Below are 15,659 nucleotides of genomic sequence, written 5' to 3'. Positions count from 1 at the left end.
TTTGCGCCTCTTAGTCTTCTTGTACATTGTACTTTTTGTCGAGCGCGTTCATGCGAGCGACGTAGACGAAAATCAGCGCAACAAAGGTGTATATCGATCCTTGCTGTGCGAACCAGAAGCCCAATTTGAACCCTCCAAACTGGATGGCATTAAGCGCGTCAACAAATAGAATTCCCGCGCCGTATGAGACAATAAACCACACTGCGAGTAGGGAACCCATGATTCCTAGATTTTCCTTCCAATAGGCTTGAGCTTGTTCTGATGATTCGAACGCCATGGCCTTCTCCTTTGTCATGTTTGCGTTAACGTATTGTTACGTTTAATAAGGTAGCAGGCTGCTGGCAATAACTCAGTGCAACTTTAGTCGACTGTAAAAATAAGAAAAGCGCCTTAAAAACAGGCGCTTGAGCTTGAGGGGGAATGAAAGTGTGATGTTAATCTAATGTTAAATTAGCCAAAGGTCTAACGTTTATCGATAAACTTAGATATAAAAGTCTTTGATACCTTGCAATAAGTTGCTCACCGCCACCGCAGCGAGGATCAATCCCATCACTCTGCTGATGATGGCAGCACCCACATTGCCGATCCACTTTTGAATCGTGGTGGCGCCGAGTAGCAGTAGCAAAGTAATAAGGAGTACGGCGAGCATCACAAGCGCTGTAAGTCCTTGATCCATAAAGGAGTGTCGATGGTTGTCAGTGAGAAGTACAATAGCCATCATTGCACCCGGCGAAGCAATAGATGGGATCGCCAGCGGATAAACGGCGAGGTCGGCGAGTTGATCTCGGTTTACTTCTTGGCTCAGTTTGGTTTCTTCTTCTGGTTTGCTCTCACCAAATATCATTGTCAGTGCGAACAGTAGAAGGACTAATCCGCCCGCAGCTTGGAACGCGGGTAGAGGGATCTGCATCGCTTCAAGCAGTAACTGACCGGCGACAAGAAAGAATAACAGCACACCAAAGGCGATCGCGACTGCTTTTAGTGCCACGATACGACGATGTTTGACGTCAAGATGTTGGGTTTGAGAAAGATAAACGGGTACCGAGCCAATAGGGTCAATGACAGCCCAAAGCACGACGAATTGAGTAACGAGAATACTGAGCAAAGCGAACCTCCCAGAGTTTGGTGAAACAGAGGGATAACATGAGCCAGTGACGGAGAACCGCACTTTCAATATTGATAACCAAGGCGGTAACAACTGGCGGCGCTATTATTTAACGTATTGTGGCTGGTATCAATGTTTTAATAAACCTATTCACGCCCAGTTACATAATAGCAGCTTGGGCATGAACTGTCGGCGAGTTTAAAGCTAACCTTCTGATTCCATTTGTTGTAATAGGATCACGGCTTGGGTTCGGTTTTTAACGCCAAGCTTTCTAAAGATGGCGGTCATGTGCGCTTTGATGGTCGCTTCTGACACATTGAGATCATAAGCGATTTGTTTATTGAGAAGACCGTCGGAGAGCATGCCTAGCACCTTGTATTGCTGTGGTGTCAGCGTTGATATTTTCTCAGCTAAATCATTACTTTCGCTGTTATCAATGAGCAGCTCTGCGGGGAAATAAGGTTCACCTTCAAGCACTTTGTTTAGGGCGCTAATAAGCACCCGCATATCACTGGACTTGGGAATAAATCCAAACGCGCCATGCATCTTAACCTGTGAAACGATACTTGGCTCTTCGCTGGCGGAGATGACCACAATAGGAATATCGGGATAATCAGCACGCAGGTGGATAAGGCCGGACATGCCATTAGCGCCTGGCATTTTTAGATCGAGCAATATCAGATCGGGTTCTTCGCTTTTCTCTAGAAGACTGAGCAAAGATTCCAATGAGTCCGCTTCCAGCAGATTTGCACCACTGATCGCCATGTGAACAGACTGAAACAGCGCGTTCCTAAACAGTGGGTGATCATCAGCAATAATGATGGTATAGCTCGGTTCCATAGCGTCTCAGTTATTTTGCAAAAGTGTTAACGTTATTATTGATTCTGCGTCGAGTTTGGACAAATGAATCAATACAAAACTCTGAGCAGAATCGACTTTTTACTGAACGCGGACGCAAAACCTCATCCGTTATTCATTGAGTAGGGTGTATTGGTTTAAATGCTCTAGAAAATCTTCAGCGCCAACAAATCCGGTTAAACGCGCACTTGGAAGTTGCGTGCCATTGGCATCCCAAAACTCAATGGTCGGCAATCCTAGTACATCCATCGCTTTGAGCATTTCGATATCCTGTACTTGATTGCGCGTGACATCCGCTTGCAGCAAAACAAAGTTGGCCAGCACAGGTTCGACATTGGCATCGTGGAAGGTGTACTTTTCGAACTCTTTACAAGCGACACACCAATCGGCGTAGAAATCGAGCATCACAGGTTTACCGGCAAGTTTAGCTTTGTCTAGCTCGGCATTGAGCTCGGCAAGGTTGTTGACTCGAGTAAAGCTCACGCTGATCTCGGACTCGTTACTGGTAGGTGCACCAAGCCAGTGATTGAGTAGCGGCTGCGCTGACGCAAACAGACCTAAAATTGCAATAATGCCGACACAGCTTTGCTTCCAACCGCCAAATGGTAGTGCATTCTTTTGATGATACAGCCAGCTAAAGGCGGCAATACCCAAACCAGACCATAGTACGCTACTCCAAAATTCTGGCAGTAAACGCTCAAGTAAGAAAATAGGTGCAGCGAGTAGTACAAAGCCAAACAGGATTTTTACGCGTTCCATCCAATTTCCCGCTTTTGGTAGTAGCTTGTTGCCAAAGACCGCAGCGGCAATCAATGGGATACCCATACCAAGCGCCAACGCATACAGCGCGACACCACCAGTCAGCAAGTCGCCACTTTGTGCCACGTACAGCAAGGCGCCGGACAACGGAGCGGTCGTGCAAGGTGAGCACACTAGACCGGATATGGCTCCCATGGCAAACACGCCTAACAGGTTGCCACCTTTTTGTTGATTGCTGAGGTTATTGAGCCAAGTTTGTACATTGCTTGGCAGCTGTAAGGTATAGAGGCCAAACATCGACAGTGCCAGTGCTACAAACAGGACACTCAAACCAATAAGTACATACGGGTGCTGCATCGCGGCTTGAAATTGCATCCCCGCTGAAGCCACGACAAGGCCAAGCAAGGTGTAGGTAAGCGCCATGCCTTGCACATAGACCATAGATAACAGCAGCGCTTGTTTGTGACTGCGCTTGCCGCCACCCAGCACAATACTGGTGAGGATTGGATACATTGGTAATACACAAGGCGTGAAAGCGAGGCCAATACCGAGCAGTAAAAACAGCGCTGGCGTCCACCAGTTTTGCCCGAGTTTGTCGGTTAAGTCGTTGTTGCTGTTCGAGGTGTTTGTACCAGTCGTCGCTGACTGTGGTGACTCTGCAGGCTTGCTGTTGTCTGCGGCAGTTGCCGCTGCCGGTTGGACGTCAGTAGTGGTGTCGGAAACGGCATCAAAGCTAAATGGCGTAATGTCGATAACGCGCGTTTCTGGTGGGTAACAGAATCCTGCTTTGGCGCAGCCTTGATATTGCACAATCAGTTTTGCGCCGGCTTGATATTGGCTTAATGGCACTTCAACAAACAGCGGTTGGGTGTAAATCGTCACATCCCCAAAAAACTCATCGGTGTACGGCTCACCTTGTTGCAGCTCAATATTACCCAGGGTGACGTTTTCACCGCTGAAGTTTAATCGGTCTTGATAGAGGTAGTAGTCAGGTTTGACTTGCCAGTCGATATAGACTCGATCGCCCTGCTGATAGGCGTTCATTGGAAATGCTTGATCAACAGGAACAAAGGTATTGGTGCCACTAGGGGTAAAGGCATTGCTGGTGTTGTTGTCTCCAAATAGAGCCCAGCTAGGCAACGCCAACGTGGTCAGGGAAAGCAGCAAAAATTGGGAAAGTAGTCGAGTCATGAACGCTATGCAACCAAGGTTTAACAATATAATGAGGTTATATGATGTTAAGACAGGAAGATAGCGAGAAATGTTTCATTAAAGATAAAAAAAGAGCTGCGATACAACACAGCTCTCAATTCTTTTTGCAACCCATTTGCTGGCGATTAGCCGATCAGTAGACCGCCAAATGCAAAACCAAGCGCAACGGCTGTCGCGATAGTGGTCACACCCGGAATGAAGAATGGGTGGTTGAACACATAGTTGCCGATCCGTGTTGAGCCTGTGTCATCCATTTCAACCGCAGCAAGCAGGGTTGGGTAGGTTGGCAGCACAAACAGAGCACTTACTGCAGCAAATGAAGCAACCGCTGTCAGTGGCGCTACACCAATTGCTAGCGCTGCTGGCATTAGAGCTACGGTTGTCGCACCTTGTGAGTAAAGCAGCATTGAGGCAAAGAATAGAACCATTGCTAGCATCCACGGGTAGTCTTCCAGTAGCGCGCCCGCTAGCTCTTTAATGCCGTCAACGTGCGCATTCACAAAGGTAGAGCCAAGCCATGCTACACCTAGTACGCAAACACACGCCGTCATACCTGAGCGGAACGTAGCCGCAGAAGGAATTTTAGACGCGTCGATTTTAGTGACTAGCGTAATCGCCGCCGCTGCAGCCAACATGACCGTCATGATGGCTTCGTTACGACCAAGCGCTGGATCTTCGATAAGGCCGATAGAGCCAGAGATCGCCGCTGCGTAGCAGACCACAAACGCAATCGCGCCCAAGAAAATGTAGGTCGCTGTTTTTGCTGTCGGCAGAATGTTGCGCTCTTGCGCGTCACTCAATTTGATAAGGCCTTGAGCTAGACGCTCTTGGTACACAGGATCGTCTTTAAGCTCGCTGCCCATGAAGTTAGCGACAAAGGCACCGGCCATACAGGCGATAAAGGTGGTTGGGATACACACAGCAAGTAGTGTTAGATAATCGACACCCATTGGCGCTAGCATTGCCGCAAAAGCAACCACCGCGGCAGAGATAGGAGAAGCCGTGATCGCGATCTGCGAAGCCACAACGGCAATCGACAGTGGACGTGATGGACGAACCCCTTGGCCTTTTGCAACTTCAGCGATAACCGGTAGCGTTGAGAACGCGGTGTGACCCGTACCCGCCATAAGCGTCATCAAGAAAGTTACAATGGGAGCATAAAAGGTGATTCTTTCTGGATGTTTGCGAAGGAAGTCTTCAGCAATTTGCACCAGCCAGTCCATACCACCAGCTACTTGCATCGCAGCAATCGCAGTGATTACTGACATAATAATTAAGATCACATCCACTGGGATGTAAGCTTGGCTAGTAGGCACACCGAGTACCAGTGATAGGGCAATGACACCAGCACCGCCAGCTAGACCGATTCCAATACCGCCAATACGTGCGCCTAAATAAATAAACAGCAGTACGACGGCAAGCTCTATAGCAACCATAGTCAATCCTTGTTTCGAGTGTCCGTTATCAATAACGATGACAAGCGGACGTTGTAGATAATATTAGGGAATAAGTTTTACCAATGAGAAATAGGTACTAAAAAGGCTCCCCCATACTGGGGGAGCCTTTAGGCGTCATTACTCGTAGCGTTTGGCTTTATACTGAGGTTTCATCAGATTGTCTACTGAGAAAATGTCATCTAGCTCTTCTTCCGATAGCAGGCCGCGTTCAAGAACCACTTCTTTTACGCTCTTACCGGTTTCAGCACAGATCTTACCGACGATGTCGCCTTCATGGTGACCGATGTAAGGGTTGAGATAAGTAACGATACCAATTGAGTTGTAAACGTAGCTTTCACACACTTCTTTATTAACGCTAATGCCATCGATGCATTTGTCGCGCAGGTTGATACAAGCATTTTTCAGAATTTCAAGAGATTCAAACATGCTTTGTGCAATTACTGGCTCCATAACGTTCAGTTGCAGCTGACCACCTTCCGCTGCGAAGGATACTGTGTTGTCGTTACCAAGCACTTTAAAGCACACTTGGTTAACTACTTCAGGAACCACTGGGTTCACTTTCGCTGGCATGATAGAAGAGCCGGCTTGCAGTTCCGGCAGGTTGAGCTCGTTAAGACCCGCGCGAGGACCAGAAGAAAGCAGGCGCAGGTCATTACAAATCTTAGACAGTTTCACAGCTAGGCGCTTAAGTGCACCGTGAGTCATTACATACGCGCCACAGTCAGAGGTCGCTTCGATAAGATCCTCTGCTGGTACACATTCAAGGCCTGTTACTTCAGATAGGTGCTTAACTGCAAGCTCTTGATAGCCTTGAGCTGCGTTTAGGCCAGTACCGATTGCTGTTGCGCCGATGTTCACTTCTAGTAGTAGCTTTGAGGTGTACTCAAGGGCACGAATCTCTTCGTTCAGAGTTACCGCCCAGGCGTGGAACTCTTGGCCAACTGTCATTGGTACCGCATCTTGAAGCTGAGTACGACCCATTTTCAAAATAGTCGAGAACTCTTGGCTCTTCGCTTCGAACGAACCTTTTAGATATTCAATCGCATCGATTAGCTTTTGTACGCTGTTGTAGACTGCGATACGGAAACCCGTTGGGTAAGCACAGTTTGTTGATTGGCTCTTGTTAACGTGATCATTTGGGTTAATGAACTCATATTGGCCTTTCTCTTTGCCCATCAGTTCAAGTGCCACGTTAGCGATCACTTCGTTGGTGTTCATGTTCACAGAGGTGCCAGCACCGCCTTGGAACACATCTGATGGGAACTGATCCATGCACTTGCCTGTTTCAAGGATCACATCACAAGCTTGGATAATATATTGAGCGATGTCTTTTGGAATCACGCCAAGCTCTTTGTTGGCGAGCGCAGCGGCTTTCTTGGTCATGACCATACCGCGAACAAAATCGGGCACATCAGAAATGGTCACATTGGAGATATTAAAGTTTTCGATAGCGCGTAGCGTGTGGATGCCGTAGTAAGCATCGGCCGGGACATGACGTTGGCCTAATAGATCTTCTTCAATACGAGTAGCTTGAGTCGCAACTGTTTGCTCAAGAGTAGTTGTCGCCATATTTTGGATCCTTAGAGAATAATTCTGCGTTAATTACAGTTATTTTGCCAAATCTGTTTTAAGAATCCATTCGCCAGAATAATTGGCTAGTTATTACGTCCTGACTTATGGGGTACATATTACTCAAAGTGGCACATAAAAATAGTAGCCAGATCACCTTTTTCACTTAATTATTGCAAAGGCCAACAAAGTCCTCGTGAGATGAGATTTCCCTCATAAAATTCGCATCATTAACTGAATCGATTTATATTTTGAAAAACTCATTTTGTGCGATTAACGGTTGAATTTGAGTAATTTATTTGTGGTTTAGTAAAGGGTAGGCGTAAACTGACAGCAAACCAAGGAGGAGCGTGTGTTTCCGATACTGTTATTGCTATTTATTTTTGTTCCAATCATCGAGATTGGGCTATTTATTCAAGTCGGCGGCTTTTTGGGCTTATGGCCTACTATAGGCCTAGTGCTATTGACGGCGGTGGTGGGTGCCTCACTCGTGCGTAGCCAGGGCTTGCAAACACTGATGTCAGTACAGTCGAAGCTGCAACAAGGCGAAATGCCAGCGCAACAAATTGTTGAAGGTGTTATGTTGGCGGTCTCTGGCGTACTGCTACTCACGCCGGGCTTCATGACCGATGCGATGGGTATGTTGGTACTGCTGCCAGCACCGCGAGCGGCCATTGCCAAATATCTTATGAGTAAAGTGGTGGTGAAGAGCGTTTCTGGGGGATTCCATCAAGGCGGTTTTCATCAAGGCGATTTCCAGCAAGGTCCGTTTGATTCTCATCACGACCATCAGCGCGATGGCAACACCTTCGAAGGTGAATTTGAACGTAAAGACGATGATGACCGTAACAAGCTGAACTAATGATATTTAACCGCATCAAGCTTTCGAGGCGCAGTTGGAACAACGTGCTTATTATCGGCATCGCTTTTTTTATGCTGATGATGGCCGCACCGACTCTGATAAAGCAATATTTGCTGGAGCCAGCAGCGCAGGCGAGTGAAGGCTTGGTGCTTGACCCAAGTGCTGAGCCAATAGAAATCAACTACGCTGGGATCCAATTTTATCAGCAAGGCGATAACTGGCGCGCGATTCCTAAGAAGTGGAATCAAGATGCTGAAAGCGTGGTATCGCGCTGGAAAGCGATGCAGGGCACGCCAGTTGACGACGAAACGTATCAGAAACTCAAACCTGCGTTTGAGCATCCGATGACGATCGAGGTTTGGTATCAAGAAGTTGAAGAGCCGCAGCGCATTACCGCTTACCCGTTGGATCAGTTTTGGCTGCTCAACACCTACAATGGCTTATGGGTAGCGGTAAGCTTTGAAGGCAGTGAATTACTGCCACAGGATGCGAGATAAACGCATCCATTTCTTGTTCACTCAGTCCATGACCAGTTAAGCGTAGACATCATGCCAGAATTGCCAGAAGTAGAAGTTTCTCGCCTCGGGATTAGCCCGCATCTATTAGAACAAACCATTCAAGAAATCGTGGTGCGTCAGCGTCAGTTGCGCTGGTGGATCCCTGAAGAGATCCACGGTTTACATGGTCAGCCCATCACGGCGATTCGCAGGCGGGCTAAGTATCTGCTACTCGACACGCCAAAAGGCACCGCCATCGTCCACTTGGGGATGTCGGGCAGTCTACGAGTACTGGAAAACCCACCCCCGGCTGAAAAGCATGACCACGTTGACTTAGTGCTTAGCAACGGTAAGGTCATGCGCTACAACGACCCACGCCGCTTTGGGGCTTGGTTGTGGTGTGCTCCGGGAGAGTCTCATGAGCTTTTGGACAACTGTGGCCCAGAACCTCTTACGGACGAGTTTAATGCCGATTGGATGCTCTCTCGCGCCAATAACAAACGGGTCGCGATTAAAACCTTCATTATGAATAACGCTAATGTTGTCGGGGTGGGGAACATCTACGCTTGTGAGTCGCTATTTAGCGCTGGCATTCTTCCAACGACACCAACTTATAAAGTGACGCTTGGTCAGTGGCAAACGCTGGTGACGGAAATCAAGCAGGTGCTAGCACAAGCGATCACTCAAGGTGGAACCACGCTTAAAGACTTTTCGCAAACGGATGGTAAGCCTGGCTACTTTGCTCAGGAGCTGCACGTGTATGGGCGAGCGAAACAACCTTGCCATAGCTGCGGTGAGCCAATCAAAGAGATGAAGATAGGTCAGCGAAACACCTTCTTTTGCGATGTTTGCCAGAAGTAGTGATGTTAACTAATGGATGAACAAAAAAGCGCTTGCCTCGGCAAGCGCTTTTTTAGTGGTTGTTATTCGCCTCTTTGGGAGGTGAGCGATAATACTTAGCTCAGGCTAGATGTTGTCGTAAATACGTTTACCATCGCGCTGAGTTTCAAGTAGATATAGGTTCCACATGTACTGCTCAGGCTTGTCACGTAACAGCGCTTCAATTGCGGCGTTCATCGCGCGTGCGTCTTGCTCTTCATCTCCCGTCGGGAAGTTGTCGATAGCTGGCAGAATATGCACTTCGTACTTGCTGGTTTGATCATTGTAGGCGGGCAGTACTGGCACGACTTTGGCTCGAGATAGGCGAGACATTTTACCAAACCCCTTTAGAGTTGCCTTTTCTGCAGCAAAAAAGGGCACAAACACAGAGTTTTGTGGGCCGTGATCTTCATCCGGCAGCCAGTAACCGATGTAACCATCCTTGATAGAGCGAACAAACGGCTTCACGCCGGCGCTACGGGCAAAGATGCGTCCACCATACTGCATACGCTGGACGTGCATCAGCCAGTCACCGATTGGGTTGTTTTGCGGTTTCATGATGGTCGCCACTTTGTGGCCTTGAGCTGCTAGCATGACCGCAGGGTAGTCCACAGCCCATGCGTGCGGCGCCAAGATGATCACGTTCTCTCCAGCATCCAGTAGCGGCATCAGGTTCTCTTCACCAATCATCACACCGCGATTTTGGTTGTGCTTGGTTGAGCGTACCAAAAACTCAGAGTAGCCCAGTAGGTATTGGCCTGCCTTGGCAAAGGTCTCTTCAACAATGTGTTGGATCTCTTGCTCTGACTTCTCCGGAAAGCATTTTTCAAGGTTGAGGCGGGTACGTCTGACGACGCGACCATTTTTACCGACAATGATCCCGGAAATATAGCGCGCAAAACGATCGCGAGGCTTAGCGGGAACAAAGGCTAGGAATACCGCCAGTAGGATGCCAAGCCAAGTGCCCCAGTGTTTGGGGTGTAAAAATGCCCACTGGAAACGAGGATCATAGAGGTTTTTATCGATATGTTCTTGATTGCTCATAATGCCTACTCGTTACAGATAGCGAGAGTTAGTTTTGGTTTCGTCAGGAACCGACTTGAATCGCTTGTGCATCCAAAGCCACTGTTCTGGCGCGCGCAAAATGGTTTTTTCTACGTAGTGATTCATTAGTGCGGCTGCGGCGACTTCGTCTTTCTTTGGATATTCATCTTCAATGGAGATGTCAGCCATGATCTCATATTTACCATCGGCATTTCTAAAACCAGAGCCCGGAACGATCGCGCACTTGCTGGTGTAAGCCAGAATACTGGTGCCCGTAGTGGTGCAGGCTTCTTCTACGGCAAAGAAAGGCACGAACACAGACTTATTGTGGCCATAATCTTGATCCGGAAGATAGAACAAACGGTGACCTTGGCGCATGACGCGGATCATCGATTTTAAATCGGTACGATAAATCAGTTTGTTGCCGTTGCGAGTACGACCACGGTACTGGATGAACTCGTAAGCAGGATTGCTGTGTGGACGATAGGCGCCGTATCCTGGGAGCCCCAGCACAGCAAAAGCGCGTGCGGTAATCTCAAGGTTAAGTGCATGCACGCAGCACAGTAGTACGCCTTTGTTATTGACTTCGTGCTGCTTAAGCGCGCTGATGTCTTTTTCTACTAGAATGCGCTTAAAGCGCCAGGTTGGCCAAAACCAAGTAATACCTGTTTCGATCAGCGCCATGCCAGAGTTCTTAAAGTTCTCTTCCACAAAGGCGTCGATCTCTTGTTGGCTTTTTTCTGGAAAGGCCAACTCTAGGTTACGACGCGCGATTTGAGCGCGTTTGCCGCCAAAGCGCATGGCGAATTTGCCAAGGCCACGACCGAGTTTATACAGCAGTGCGTATGGCAATAAGTTGACGATCAACGCCAACAGGCCGAAGCCTACCCACACGCCCCAGTGTTTGGGATGCAGCAGTGATAAGCTGAAGTCCGGTTTTTTGTCAGTTTTCATTAGCGTTATTGCAGTTGTAGTTTTAGCAGCGCCCAGTACTCGTCAAAGGTGGACGTAGGGGTGTATTTAAAATCAGAACGAACAAAGCGGTTCAAACTGCCTTCTACTTGACCGAGTAGTTGTGCGGCGAGGATCTTCTCATCGACAGGAAAGCTTTTGCCTTCACGAATTTTGCGCTCGCGCAAAATTTGACGCAGAGATGTCTCTATTCTTTCATACAGCTGATTAATTCGGTCACGTAATCGTTCATTCTCAAACATTAGAGCATGACCAGAGAGAATGCGACTCAAACCTGGATTGCGCTCAGAAAACGCCAAAATCAATTGCAACACTAGACGAATGCGAGTCAGGGTGTCTTTTTCTTCATCTAAGATGCGGTTGATGCGAGACATGAGCGACTCTTCTATGAACTCAATCAGTCCTTCAAACATACGCGCTTTGCTTGGAAAATGACGATAGAGTGCCGCTTCAGACACACCCACTTGCTTGGCAAGTTTTGCGGTCGTGATGCGAGAGGTTCCTTCATTGGACTCTAGCATCTGAGCAAGAGCCTGAAGGATCTCCTCTTTTCGGTTCGACTTTCTCGTAGCGGACATAAATCCTATTCCTTTTGATTACTGCATGCCGAAATCAGCACGATAACGCCCATAGGTGAATCTGTTAGTGTACCTAAGCGCGTTTTATCCACACAGTTCAACGTGCTAAATGGTTGAAGTGTGTAACAATCTATCTCGCAAGGTGGGCGAGCAGAGGGAGTGAGGCGGCGCAGCGTTCGCACCACGCGGCCTTTACTTGCTTAGCGTTAGCTGGTTATGCGGTAGTGAACTATACGTTATTGAGCTTGGCGCTGATGCACTCGAGAATGGCGCGGCCTAACTCGGTTTTCTTTGCACTACCAAGTGCTTGCTGTCCGTCTTGCCAGTACACGGTAATCGCATTTGAATCGCTGTTAAAGCCTTGACCTGCAACAGAGACATCATTTGCACAAATCATGTCCAGATTCTTACGAGATAGCTTATCCAGTGCGTAAGTTTCCACATCTTGCGTTTCTGCAGCAAAGCCAACAGTAAATGGACGAGATGTGCTTAGCGAAGCGACATCAGCGATAATGTCTGGGTTTTTAACCATCACTATCTGCATATCATCGTTGTCCGCGGTCTTTTTGATTTTTTGCGTCGCGACATCGGTTGGACGATAGTCGGCGACCGCCGCACAGCCAATAAAGATATCGTGTGAGATTGCCGCGTCTAATGCTGCCTGATGCATCTCTTGTGCACTGGTGACATCGACACGTTTAACGCCAACTGGCGTAGTAAGAGCAACAGGGCCGGCAATCAGTGTGACATCAGCCCCCATTTGACTGGCCGCTTCGGCAAGTGCGAAGCCCATTTTTCCAGAGCTGTGGTTGGAGATATAGCGCACAGGGTCAATCGCTTCACGCGTTGGACCTGCGGTAATCACTACCGATTTTCCCACTAAGGGTTTTGGACCAAAGAACTGCTCACAGCGCTCAACCAGTTGCATCGGCTCTAGCATACGGCCAGGGCCGACATCACCACAAGCCTGTTCACCGGCGGCTGGCCCCCAAATCATCATGCCACGACGGGAAAGCGTTGAGATGTTCTCTTGGGTAGCGACATTGCGATACATCTGCTGATTCATCGCCGGTGACACCGCAATTGGGGCGTCTGTGGCGAGCACTAGCGTAGTCAGTAAGTCGTTGCCCATTCCGGCAGCCATGCGACCGATGAGATCGGCAGTAGCAGGAGCAAGCAGGACTAAGTCTGCCCATTTTGCTAGTTCTATATGTCCCATCGAGGCTTCAGCGGCAGGGTCGAGCAAGCTATCAGATACCGGTCTTCCCGAAACAGCTTGCATCGTTAGTGGTGTGATAAACTCTTTTGCCGCTTTGGTCATCACGACTTGAACTTCGGCACCACGTTCAATTAGGCGTCTGGTTAGTTCGGCACATTTATAGGCGGCGATGCCACCGCTAATACCAAGCAGTATTTTCTTACCCGCTAAAGTTTGCATAGCTTGCTCCTTACAATTTTCTGCGGCTAAGATAGCAAAAGCCTTGCTCCGCCGCTACTGTCGTACCACTGGCACAAGCTTTTTCCACCTTTGCAATGAGCCCTCACTAATAAACTGAACAGTTACACAAAGCCACCTCTAGGCTCGCAGTGTGTCACCTGTTCACTGCAGCTTTTGATGTTATGCGTCATAACTTCCCTAAGGTTTAATTTTCCCTCTATATAGTTATGACACTATCCACACGAATATACATAGGCTTATGACATTACATCAGCTCCCCAAAGACTCGATGCCGCGAGAAAAGTTACTTAGCTGCGGTAGCCATGCGCTTTCCGATGCTGAGTTATTGGCGATATTTTTACGAACCGGGATAAAAGGCAAGAATGTGATTCAGCTTGCTGATGACCTGCTTACTGAGTTTGGTTCCCTGCGAGCTCTGTTTTCTGCCACCAATGACGAGTTCTGTCGGCACAAAGGGCTTGGTGTCGCCAAGTATGTGCAGCTTCAAGCGGTACTGGAAATGAGTCAGCGCTATCTATCGGAAACTTTGCAGCGTGGAGACAGCTTAAATAGTTCGGAACACACCAAGCACTATTTGATGTCGATACTTCGCGATCGCCAGCGAGAAGCCTTCTATATACTGTTTTTGGATAACCAAAATCGAGTGATTGCCGATGAGGTGATGTTTGAAGGCACCATAGATGCAGCCTCTGTATACCCAAGAGAAGTCGTTAAGCGTGCGTTAGAGCATAACGCGGCGGCGTTAATACTGGCGCATAACCATCCATCGGGGATTGCTGAGCCGAGTCAGGCCGACAGAAGGATCACGAGAAGATTGAGCGATGCACTTGGACTAGTGGATATTCGTGTGCTCGACCATTTTGTGGTTGGTGATGGGGAAGTGGTCTCGTTTGCCGAAAGAGGCTGGATTTAGCCTCTTAAACAGTAGAAAGCGTTTTTTATTGTAATAACTGTGATACAGAGCTTTTGTTTTGGTGATTTTCTGCTATGATTCGCGCACTAAATTATCAACCAACATCAGCTCAAAGTGAAAAAGATCAGCAAATCCTTAAAAAAGGATCTGTTCGGGTCTTGAGCAATGCATGTCAAGTTAGTATAATGCGCGACCTTTGATAGCCTTGTATGGGTATTCCATAATGGTTATGGCCTCTTATAATTGAGGTTCGGCCACCAAGGTTGATATCGAGCTGAAACGATTTGGAGAAGACATTCATGTCCCGAGTATGCCAAGTAACTGGTAAGCGTCCTGTAACGGGTAACAACCGTTCACACGCACGAAATGCTACCAAGCGTCGTTTTCTGCCGAACCTACAAACTCATCGTTTCTGGGTAGAAAGCGAAAAACGCTTTGTTAAACTACGTCTAACCGCTAAGGGTATGCGTATTATTGATAAGAAAGGCATCGATGCTGTTCTTGTTGATATTCGCGCTCGTGGCGAGAACGTATAAGAGGAATTAAGCAATGGCTAAAGGCATTCGTGAGAAAATTCGTCTAGTATCTTCTGCAGGTACTGGTCACTTCTACACAACTGACAAGAACAAGCGTAACATGCCAGGCAAATTTGAGATCAAAAAGTTTGATCCAGTTGTTCGCCAACACGTTATGTACAAAGAAGCTAAAATCAAGTAATTGATAAGTTTCTACTTGTAAGTATTGAAAACCCAGCTTCGGCTGGGTTTTTTATTGCCTGAAATTCAGGCTTGGCTAACGTTCTCGCTAAAAAAGGGCTTAAACCGCCCCTTCAAAACCTAACTGTCGCCACGCTTCATAGGCAATAATCGCTACCGCATTGGATAGGTTTAGACTGCGCGCATCTGGCATCATAGGAATGCGAATACGTTGCTCCATTGGTAGGCTTTCAATCACTTCTGCAGGTAAGCCGCGAGTTTCTGGACCAAATAACAGCACATCACCTTGTTGGTATTTCGCATCGGTATGATGGCCGGTGGTTTTTGTGGTACAAGCAAACAAGCGGTAGTTCGGGTTGTGTTCTTCTAAGTAAGCAAGAAACGCCGCGTAGTCTTTATGACGTTTTACGCGCGCAAGATCGTGATAGTCGAGACCCGCACGGCGTACTTTCTTCTCTTCTAAATCAAAACCCAGCGGTTCAATAAGGTGTAGGTTTGCACCGCAGTTGGCACAAAGACGGATGATGTTTCCGGTGTTTGGAGCAATTTCTGGCTCGTAGAGGGCGATATCAAACATATTGGCTGTCGACTCATACTAAATAATGGAATGAGTATACCTGAAGCGTAAAAAGAACGTTATCCCCAAGGCTATCGTCATCCCCGCGCAGGCGGGGATCTACTCAAAGCGATCGCCAAGCCTTAAGAAGATTCCTGTCTACACAGGAATGACGCGAGTTGTTAGTTCCTTACACTCAAAATTATCGCCATCCCCGCGCAGG

General features: G+C 47.9%; 17 protein-coding genes. 6 read left to right on the top strand and 11 right to left on the bottom strand.

The genetic code is table 11. The features are described 5' to 3' along the window. Nucleotides 1-10 precede the first annotated feature (10 nt). The 6 genes from ACVA6Q_RS21755 to aspA all read right to left on the bottom strand — a co-directional run bounded on the left by ACVA6Q_RS21755 (nt 11) and on the right by aspA (nt 6,960). The gene (locus ACVA6Q_RS21755) at nt 11-277 is read right to left on the bottom strand and encodes a DUF4212 domain-containing protein (RefSeq protein ID WP_006075415.1); all 267 of its coding nucleotides are present in this window, start codon (nt 275-277) and stop codon (nt 11-13) included. Between the two features lie 204 nt (nt 278-481). Beyond that, on the bottom strand, nt 482-1,105 hold the full coding sequence (locus ACVA6Q_RS21750; RefSeq protein ID WP_353497325.1) for a MarC family protein: 624 nt from the start codon (nt 1,103-1,105) through the stop codon (nt 482-484). 204 nt (nt 1,106-1,309) lie between these two features. Further along, nucleotides 1,310-1,945 carry a response regulator transcription factor gene (locus tag ACVA6Q_RS21745; RefSeq protein WP_353497324.1) on the bottom strand — a complete coding sequence of 212 codons (636 nt, stop codon included), beginning with the start codon at nt 1,943-1,945 and terminating at the stop codon, nt 1,310-1,312. A 129-nt stretch (nt 1,946-2,074) separates the two neighbouring features. Beyond that, on the bottom strand, nt 2,075-3,913 hold the full coding sequence (locus ACVA6Q_RS21740) for a protein-disulfide reductase DsbD (RefSeq protein WP_446648915.1): 1,839 nt from the start codon (nt 3,911-3,913) through the stop codon (nt 2,075-2,077). Nucleotides 3,914-4,059: 146 nt separating this feature from the next. After that, nucleotides 4,060-5,370 carry an anaerobic C4-dicarboxylate transporter gene (locus ACVA6Q_RS21735; protein ID WP_446648914.1) on the bottom strand — a complete coding sequence of 437 codons (1,311 nt, stop codon included), beginning with the start codon at nt 5,368-5,370 and terminating at the stop codon, nt 4,060-4,062. Between the two features lie 138 nt (nt 5,371-5,508). Then, entirely contained in the window at nt 5,509-6,960 is a 1,452-nt protein-coding gene (gene aspA, locus ACVA6Q_RS21730; RefSeq protein ID WP_353497321.1) for an aspartate ammonia-lyase, read from the bottom strand. A gap of 352 nt (nt 6,961-7,312) precedes the next feature. On the opposite strand from aspA, the gene ACVA6Q_RS21725 reads away from it, so the two are divergent. The 3 genes from ACVA6Q_RS21725 to mutM are packed head-to-tail and all read left to right on the top strand — an operon-like array spanning nt 7,313 to nt 9,180. Continuing rightward, the gene (locus ACVA6Q_RS21725; protein WP_446648913.1) at nt 7,313-7,822 is read left to right on the top strand and encodes an FxsA family protein; all 510 of its coding nucleotides are present in this window, start codon (nt 7,313-7,315) and stop codon (nt 7,820-7,822) included. Next, nucleotides 7,822-8,319, top strand: coding sequence for a hypothetical protein (locus tag ACVA6Q_RS21720; protein WP_446648912.1), 498 nt, complete (start codon nt 7,822-7,824; stop codon nt 8,317-8,319). Before ACVA6Q_RS21725 ends, ACVA6Q_RS21720 begins: the two co-directional genes overlap by 1 nt. 51 nt (nt 8,320-8,370) lie before the next feature. Then, on the top strand, nt 8,371-9,180 hold the full coding sequence (mutM, locus tag ACVA6Q_RS21715) for a bifunctional DNA-formamidopyrimidine glycosylase/DNA-(apurinic or apyrimidinic site) lyase (RefSeq protein WP_353497318.1): 810 nt from the start codon (nt 8,371-8,373) through the stop codon (nt 9,178-9,180). A gap of 105 nt (nt 9,181-9,285) precedes the next feature. Here mutM and lpxM read toward each other — a convergent pair whose 3' ends face one another. From lpxM to coaBC, 4 genes are all read right to left on the bottom strand, one after another. Continuing rightward, on the bottom strand, nt 9,286-10,242 hold the full coding sequence (gene lpxM / locus ACVA6Q_RS21710) for a lauroyl-Kdo(2)-lipid IV(A) myristoyltransferase (protein WP_353497317.1): 957 nt from the start codon (nt 10,240-10,242) through the stop codon (nt 9,286-9,288). Nucleotides 10,243-10,254: 12 nt separating this feature from the next. Then, the gene (locus tag ACVA6Q_RS21705; protein ID WP_446648911.1) at nt 10,255-11,196 is read right to left on the bottom strand and encodes a Kdo(2)-lipid IV(A) acyltransferase; all 942 of its coding nucleotides are present in this window, start codon (nt 11,194-11,196) and stop codon (nt 10,255-10,257) included. A 5-nt stretch (nt 11,197-11,201) separates the two neighbouring features. Continuing rightward, nucleotides 11,202-11,792 carry a nucleoid occlusion factor SlmA gene (gene slmA, locus ACVA6Q_RS21700; protein WP_042502207.1) on the bottom strand — a complete coding sequence of 197 codons (591 nt, stop codon included), beginning with the start codon at nt 11,790-11,792 and terminating at the stop codon, nt 11,202-11,204. A gap of 229 nt (nt 11,793-12,021) precedes the next feature. Further along, a complete protein-coding gene (gene coaBC / locus ACVA6Q_RS21695; RefSeq protein ID WP_446648910.1) occupies nt 12,022-13,230 on the bottom strand; it encodes a bifunctional phosphopantothenoylcysteine decarboxylase/phosphopantothenate--cysteine ligase CoaBC in 1,209 nt (402 codons plus the stop codon). A 259-nt stretch (nt 13,231-13,489) separates the two neighbouring features. Here coaBC and radC point away from each other — a divergent pair, with 259 nt between their 5' ends. The 3 genes from radC to rpmG all read left to right on the top strand — a co-directional run bounded on the left by radC (nt 13,490) and on the right by rpmG (nt 14,881). After that, the gene (gene radC, locus ACVA6Q_RS21690; protein ID WP_446648909.1) at nt 13,490-14,164 is read left to right on the top strand and encodes a RadC family protein; all 675 of its coding nucleotides are present in this window, start codon (nt 13,490-13,492) and stop codon (nt 14,162-14,164) included. 299 nt (nt 14,165-14,463) lie between these two features. Then, nucleotides 14,464-14,700 carry a 50S ribosomal protein L28 gene (rpmB, locus tag ACVA6Q_RS21685; protein WP_004728407.1) on the top strand — a complete coding sequence of 79 codons (237 nt, stop codon included), beginning with the start codon at nt 14,464-14,466 and terminating at the stop codon, nt 14,698-14,700. A gap of 13 nt (nt 14,701-14,713) precedes the next feature. Next, on the top strand, nt 14,714-14,881 hold the full coding sequence (rpmG, locus tag ACVA6Q_RS21680) for a 50S ribosomal protein L33 (RefSeq protein WP_002535344.1): 168 nt from the start codon (nt 14,714-14,716) through the stop codon (nt 14,879-14,881). Nucleotides 14,882-14,980: 99 nt separating this feature from the next. On the opposite strand, the gene trmL is transcribed toward rpmG, so the two are convergent. Then, nucleotides 14,981-15,457: a tRNA (uridine(34)/cytosine(34)/5-carboxymethylaminomethyluridine(34)-2'-O)-methyltransferase TrmL gene (gene trmL, locus ACVA6Q_RS21675; RefSeq protein ID WP_353497313.1), complete on the bottom strand. Its 477-nt coding sequence runs from the start codon at nt 15,455-15,457 to the stop codon at nt 14,981-14,983. Nucleotides 15,458-15,659 lie beyond the last annotated feature (202 nt).

The organism is Vibrio sp. DNB22_10_4 (genome assembly GCF_052879755.1).
Note: the sequence above shows the minus strand (reverse complement) of the source record. Positions and strands in the feature narration are given on the sequence as shown.

Excerpts from the sequence above, each read along its gene's own strand:
- aspA (WP_353497321.1), bottom strand. The coding sequence starts at position 6,960 with ATGGCGACAACTACTCTTGAGCAAACAGTTGCGACTCAAGCTACTCGT.
- ACVA6Q_RS21745 (WP_353497324.1), bottom strand. The coding sequence starts at position 1,945 with ATGGAACCGAGCTATACCATCATTATTGCTGATGATCACCCACTGTTT.
- ACVA6Q_RS21735 (WP_446648914.1), bottom strand. The coding sequence starts at position 5,370 with ATGGTTGCTATAGAGCTTGCCGTCGTACTGCTGTTTATTTATTTAGGC.
- coaBC (WP_446648910.1), bottom strand. The coding sequence starts at position 13,230 with ATGCAAACTTTAGCGGGTAAGAAAATACTGCTTGGTATTAGCGGTGGC.
- ACVA6Q_RS21720 (WP_446648912.1), top strand. The coding sequence starts at position 7,822 with ATGATATTTAACCGCATCAAGCTTTCGAGGCGCAGTTGGAACAACGTG.
- mutM (WP_353497318.1), top strand. The coding sequence starts at position 8,371 with ATGCCAGAATTGCCAGAAGTAGAAGTTTCTCGCCTCGGGATTAGCCCG.
- slmA (WP_042502207.1), bottom strand. The coding sequence starts at position 11,792 with ATGTCCGCTACGAGAAAGTCGAACCGAAAAGAGGAGATCCTTCAGGCT.
- ACVA6Q_RS21705 (WP_446648911.1), bottom strand. The coding sequence starts at position 11,196 with ATGAAAACTGACAAAAAACCGGACTTCAGCTTATCACTGCTGCATCCC.
- ACVA6Q_RS21740 (WP_446648915.1), bottom strand. The coding sequence starts at position 3,913 with ATGACTCGACTACTTTCCCAATTTTTGCTGCTTTCCCTGACCACGTTG.
- ACVA6Q_RS21755 (WP_006075415.1), bottom strand. The coding sequence starts at position 277 with ATGGCGTTCGAATCATCAGAACAAGCTCAAGCCTATTGGAAGGAAAAT.
- lpxM (WP_353497317.1), bottom strand. The coding sequence starts at position 10,242 with ATGAGCAATCAAGAACATATCGATAAAAACCTCTATGATCCTCGTTTC.
- trmL (WP_353497313.1), bottom strand. The coding sequence starts at position 15,457 with ATGTTTGATATCGCCCTCTACGAGCCAGAAATTGCTCCAAACACCGGA.
- rpmG (WP_002535344.1), top strand. The coding sequence starts at position 14,714 with ATGGCTAAAGGCATTCGTGAGAAAATTCGTCTAGTATCTTCTGCAGGT.
- rpmB (WP_004728407.1), top strand. The coding sequence starts at position 14,464 with ATGTCCCGAGTATGCCAAGTAACTGGTAAGCGTCCTGTAACGGGTAAC.
- radC (WP_446648909.1), top strand. The coding sequence starts at position 13,490 with ATGACATTACATCAGCTCCCCAAAGACTCGATGCCGCGAGAAAAGTTA.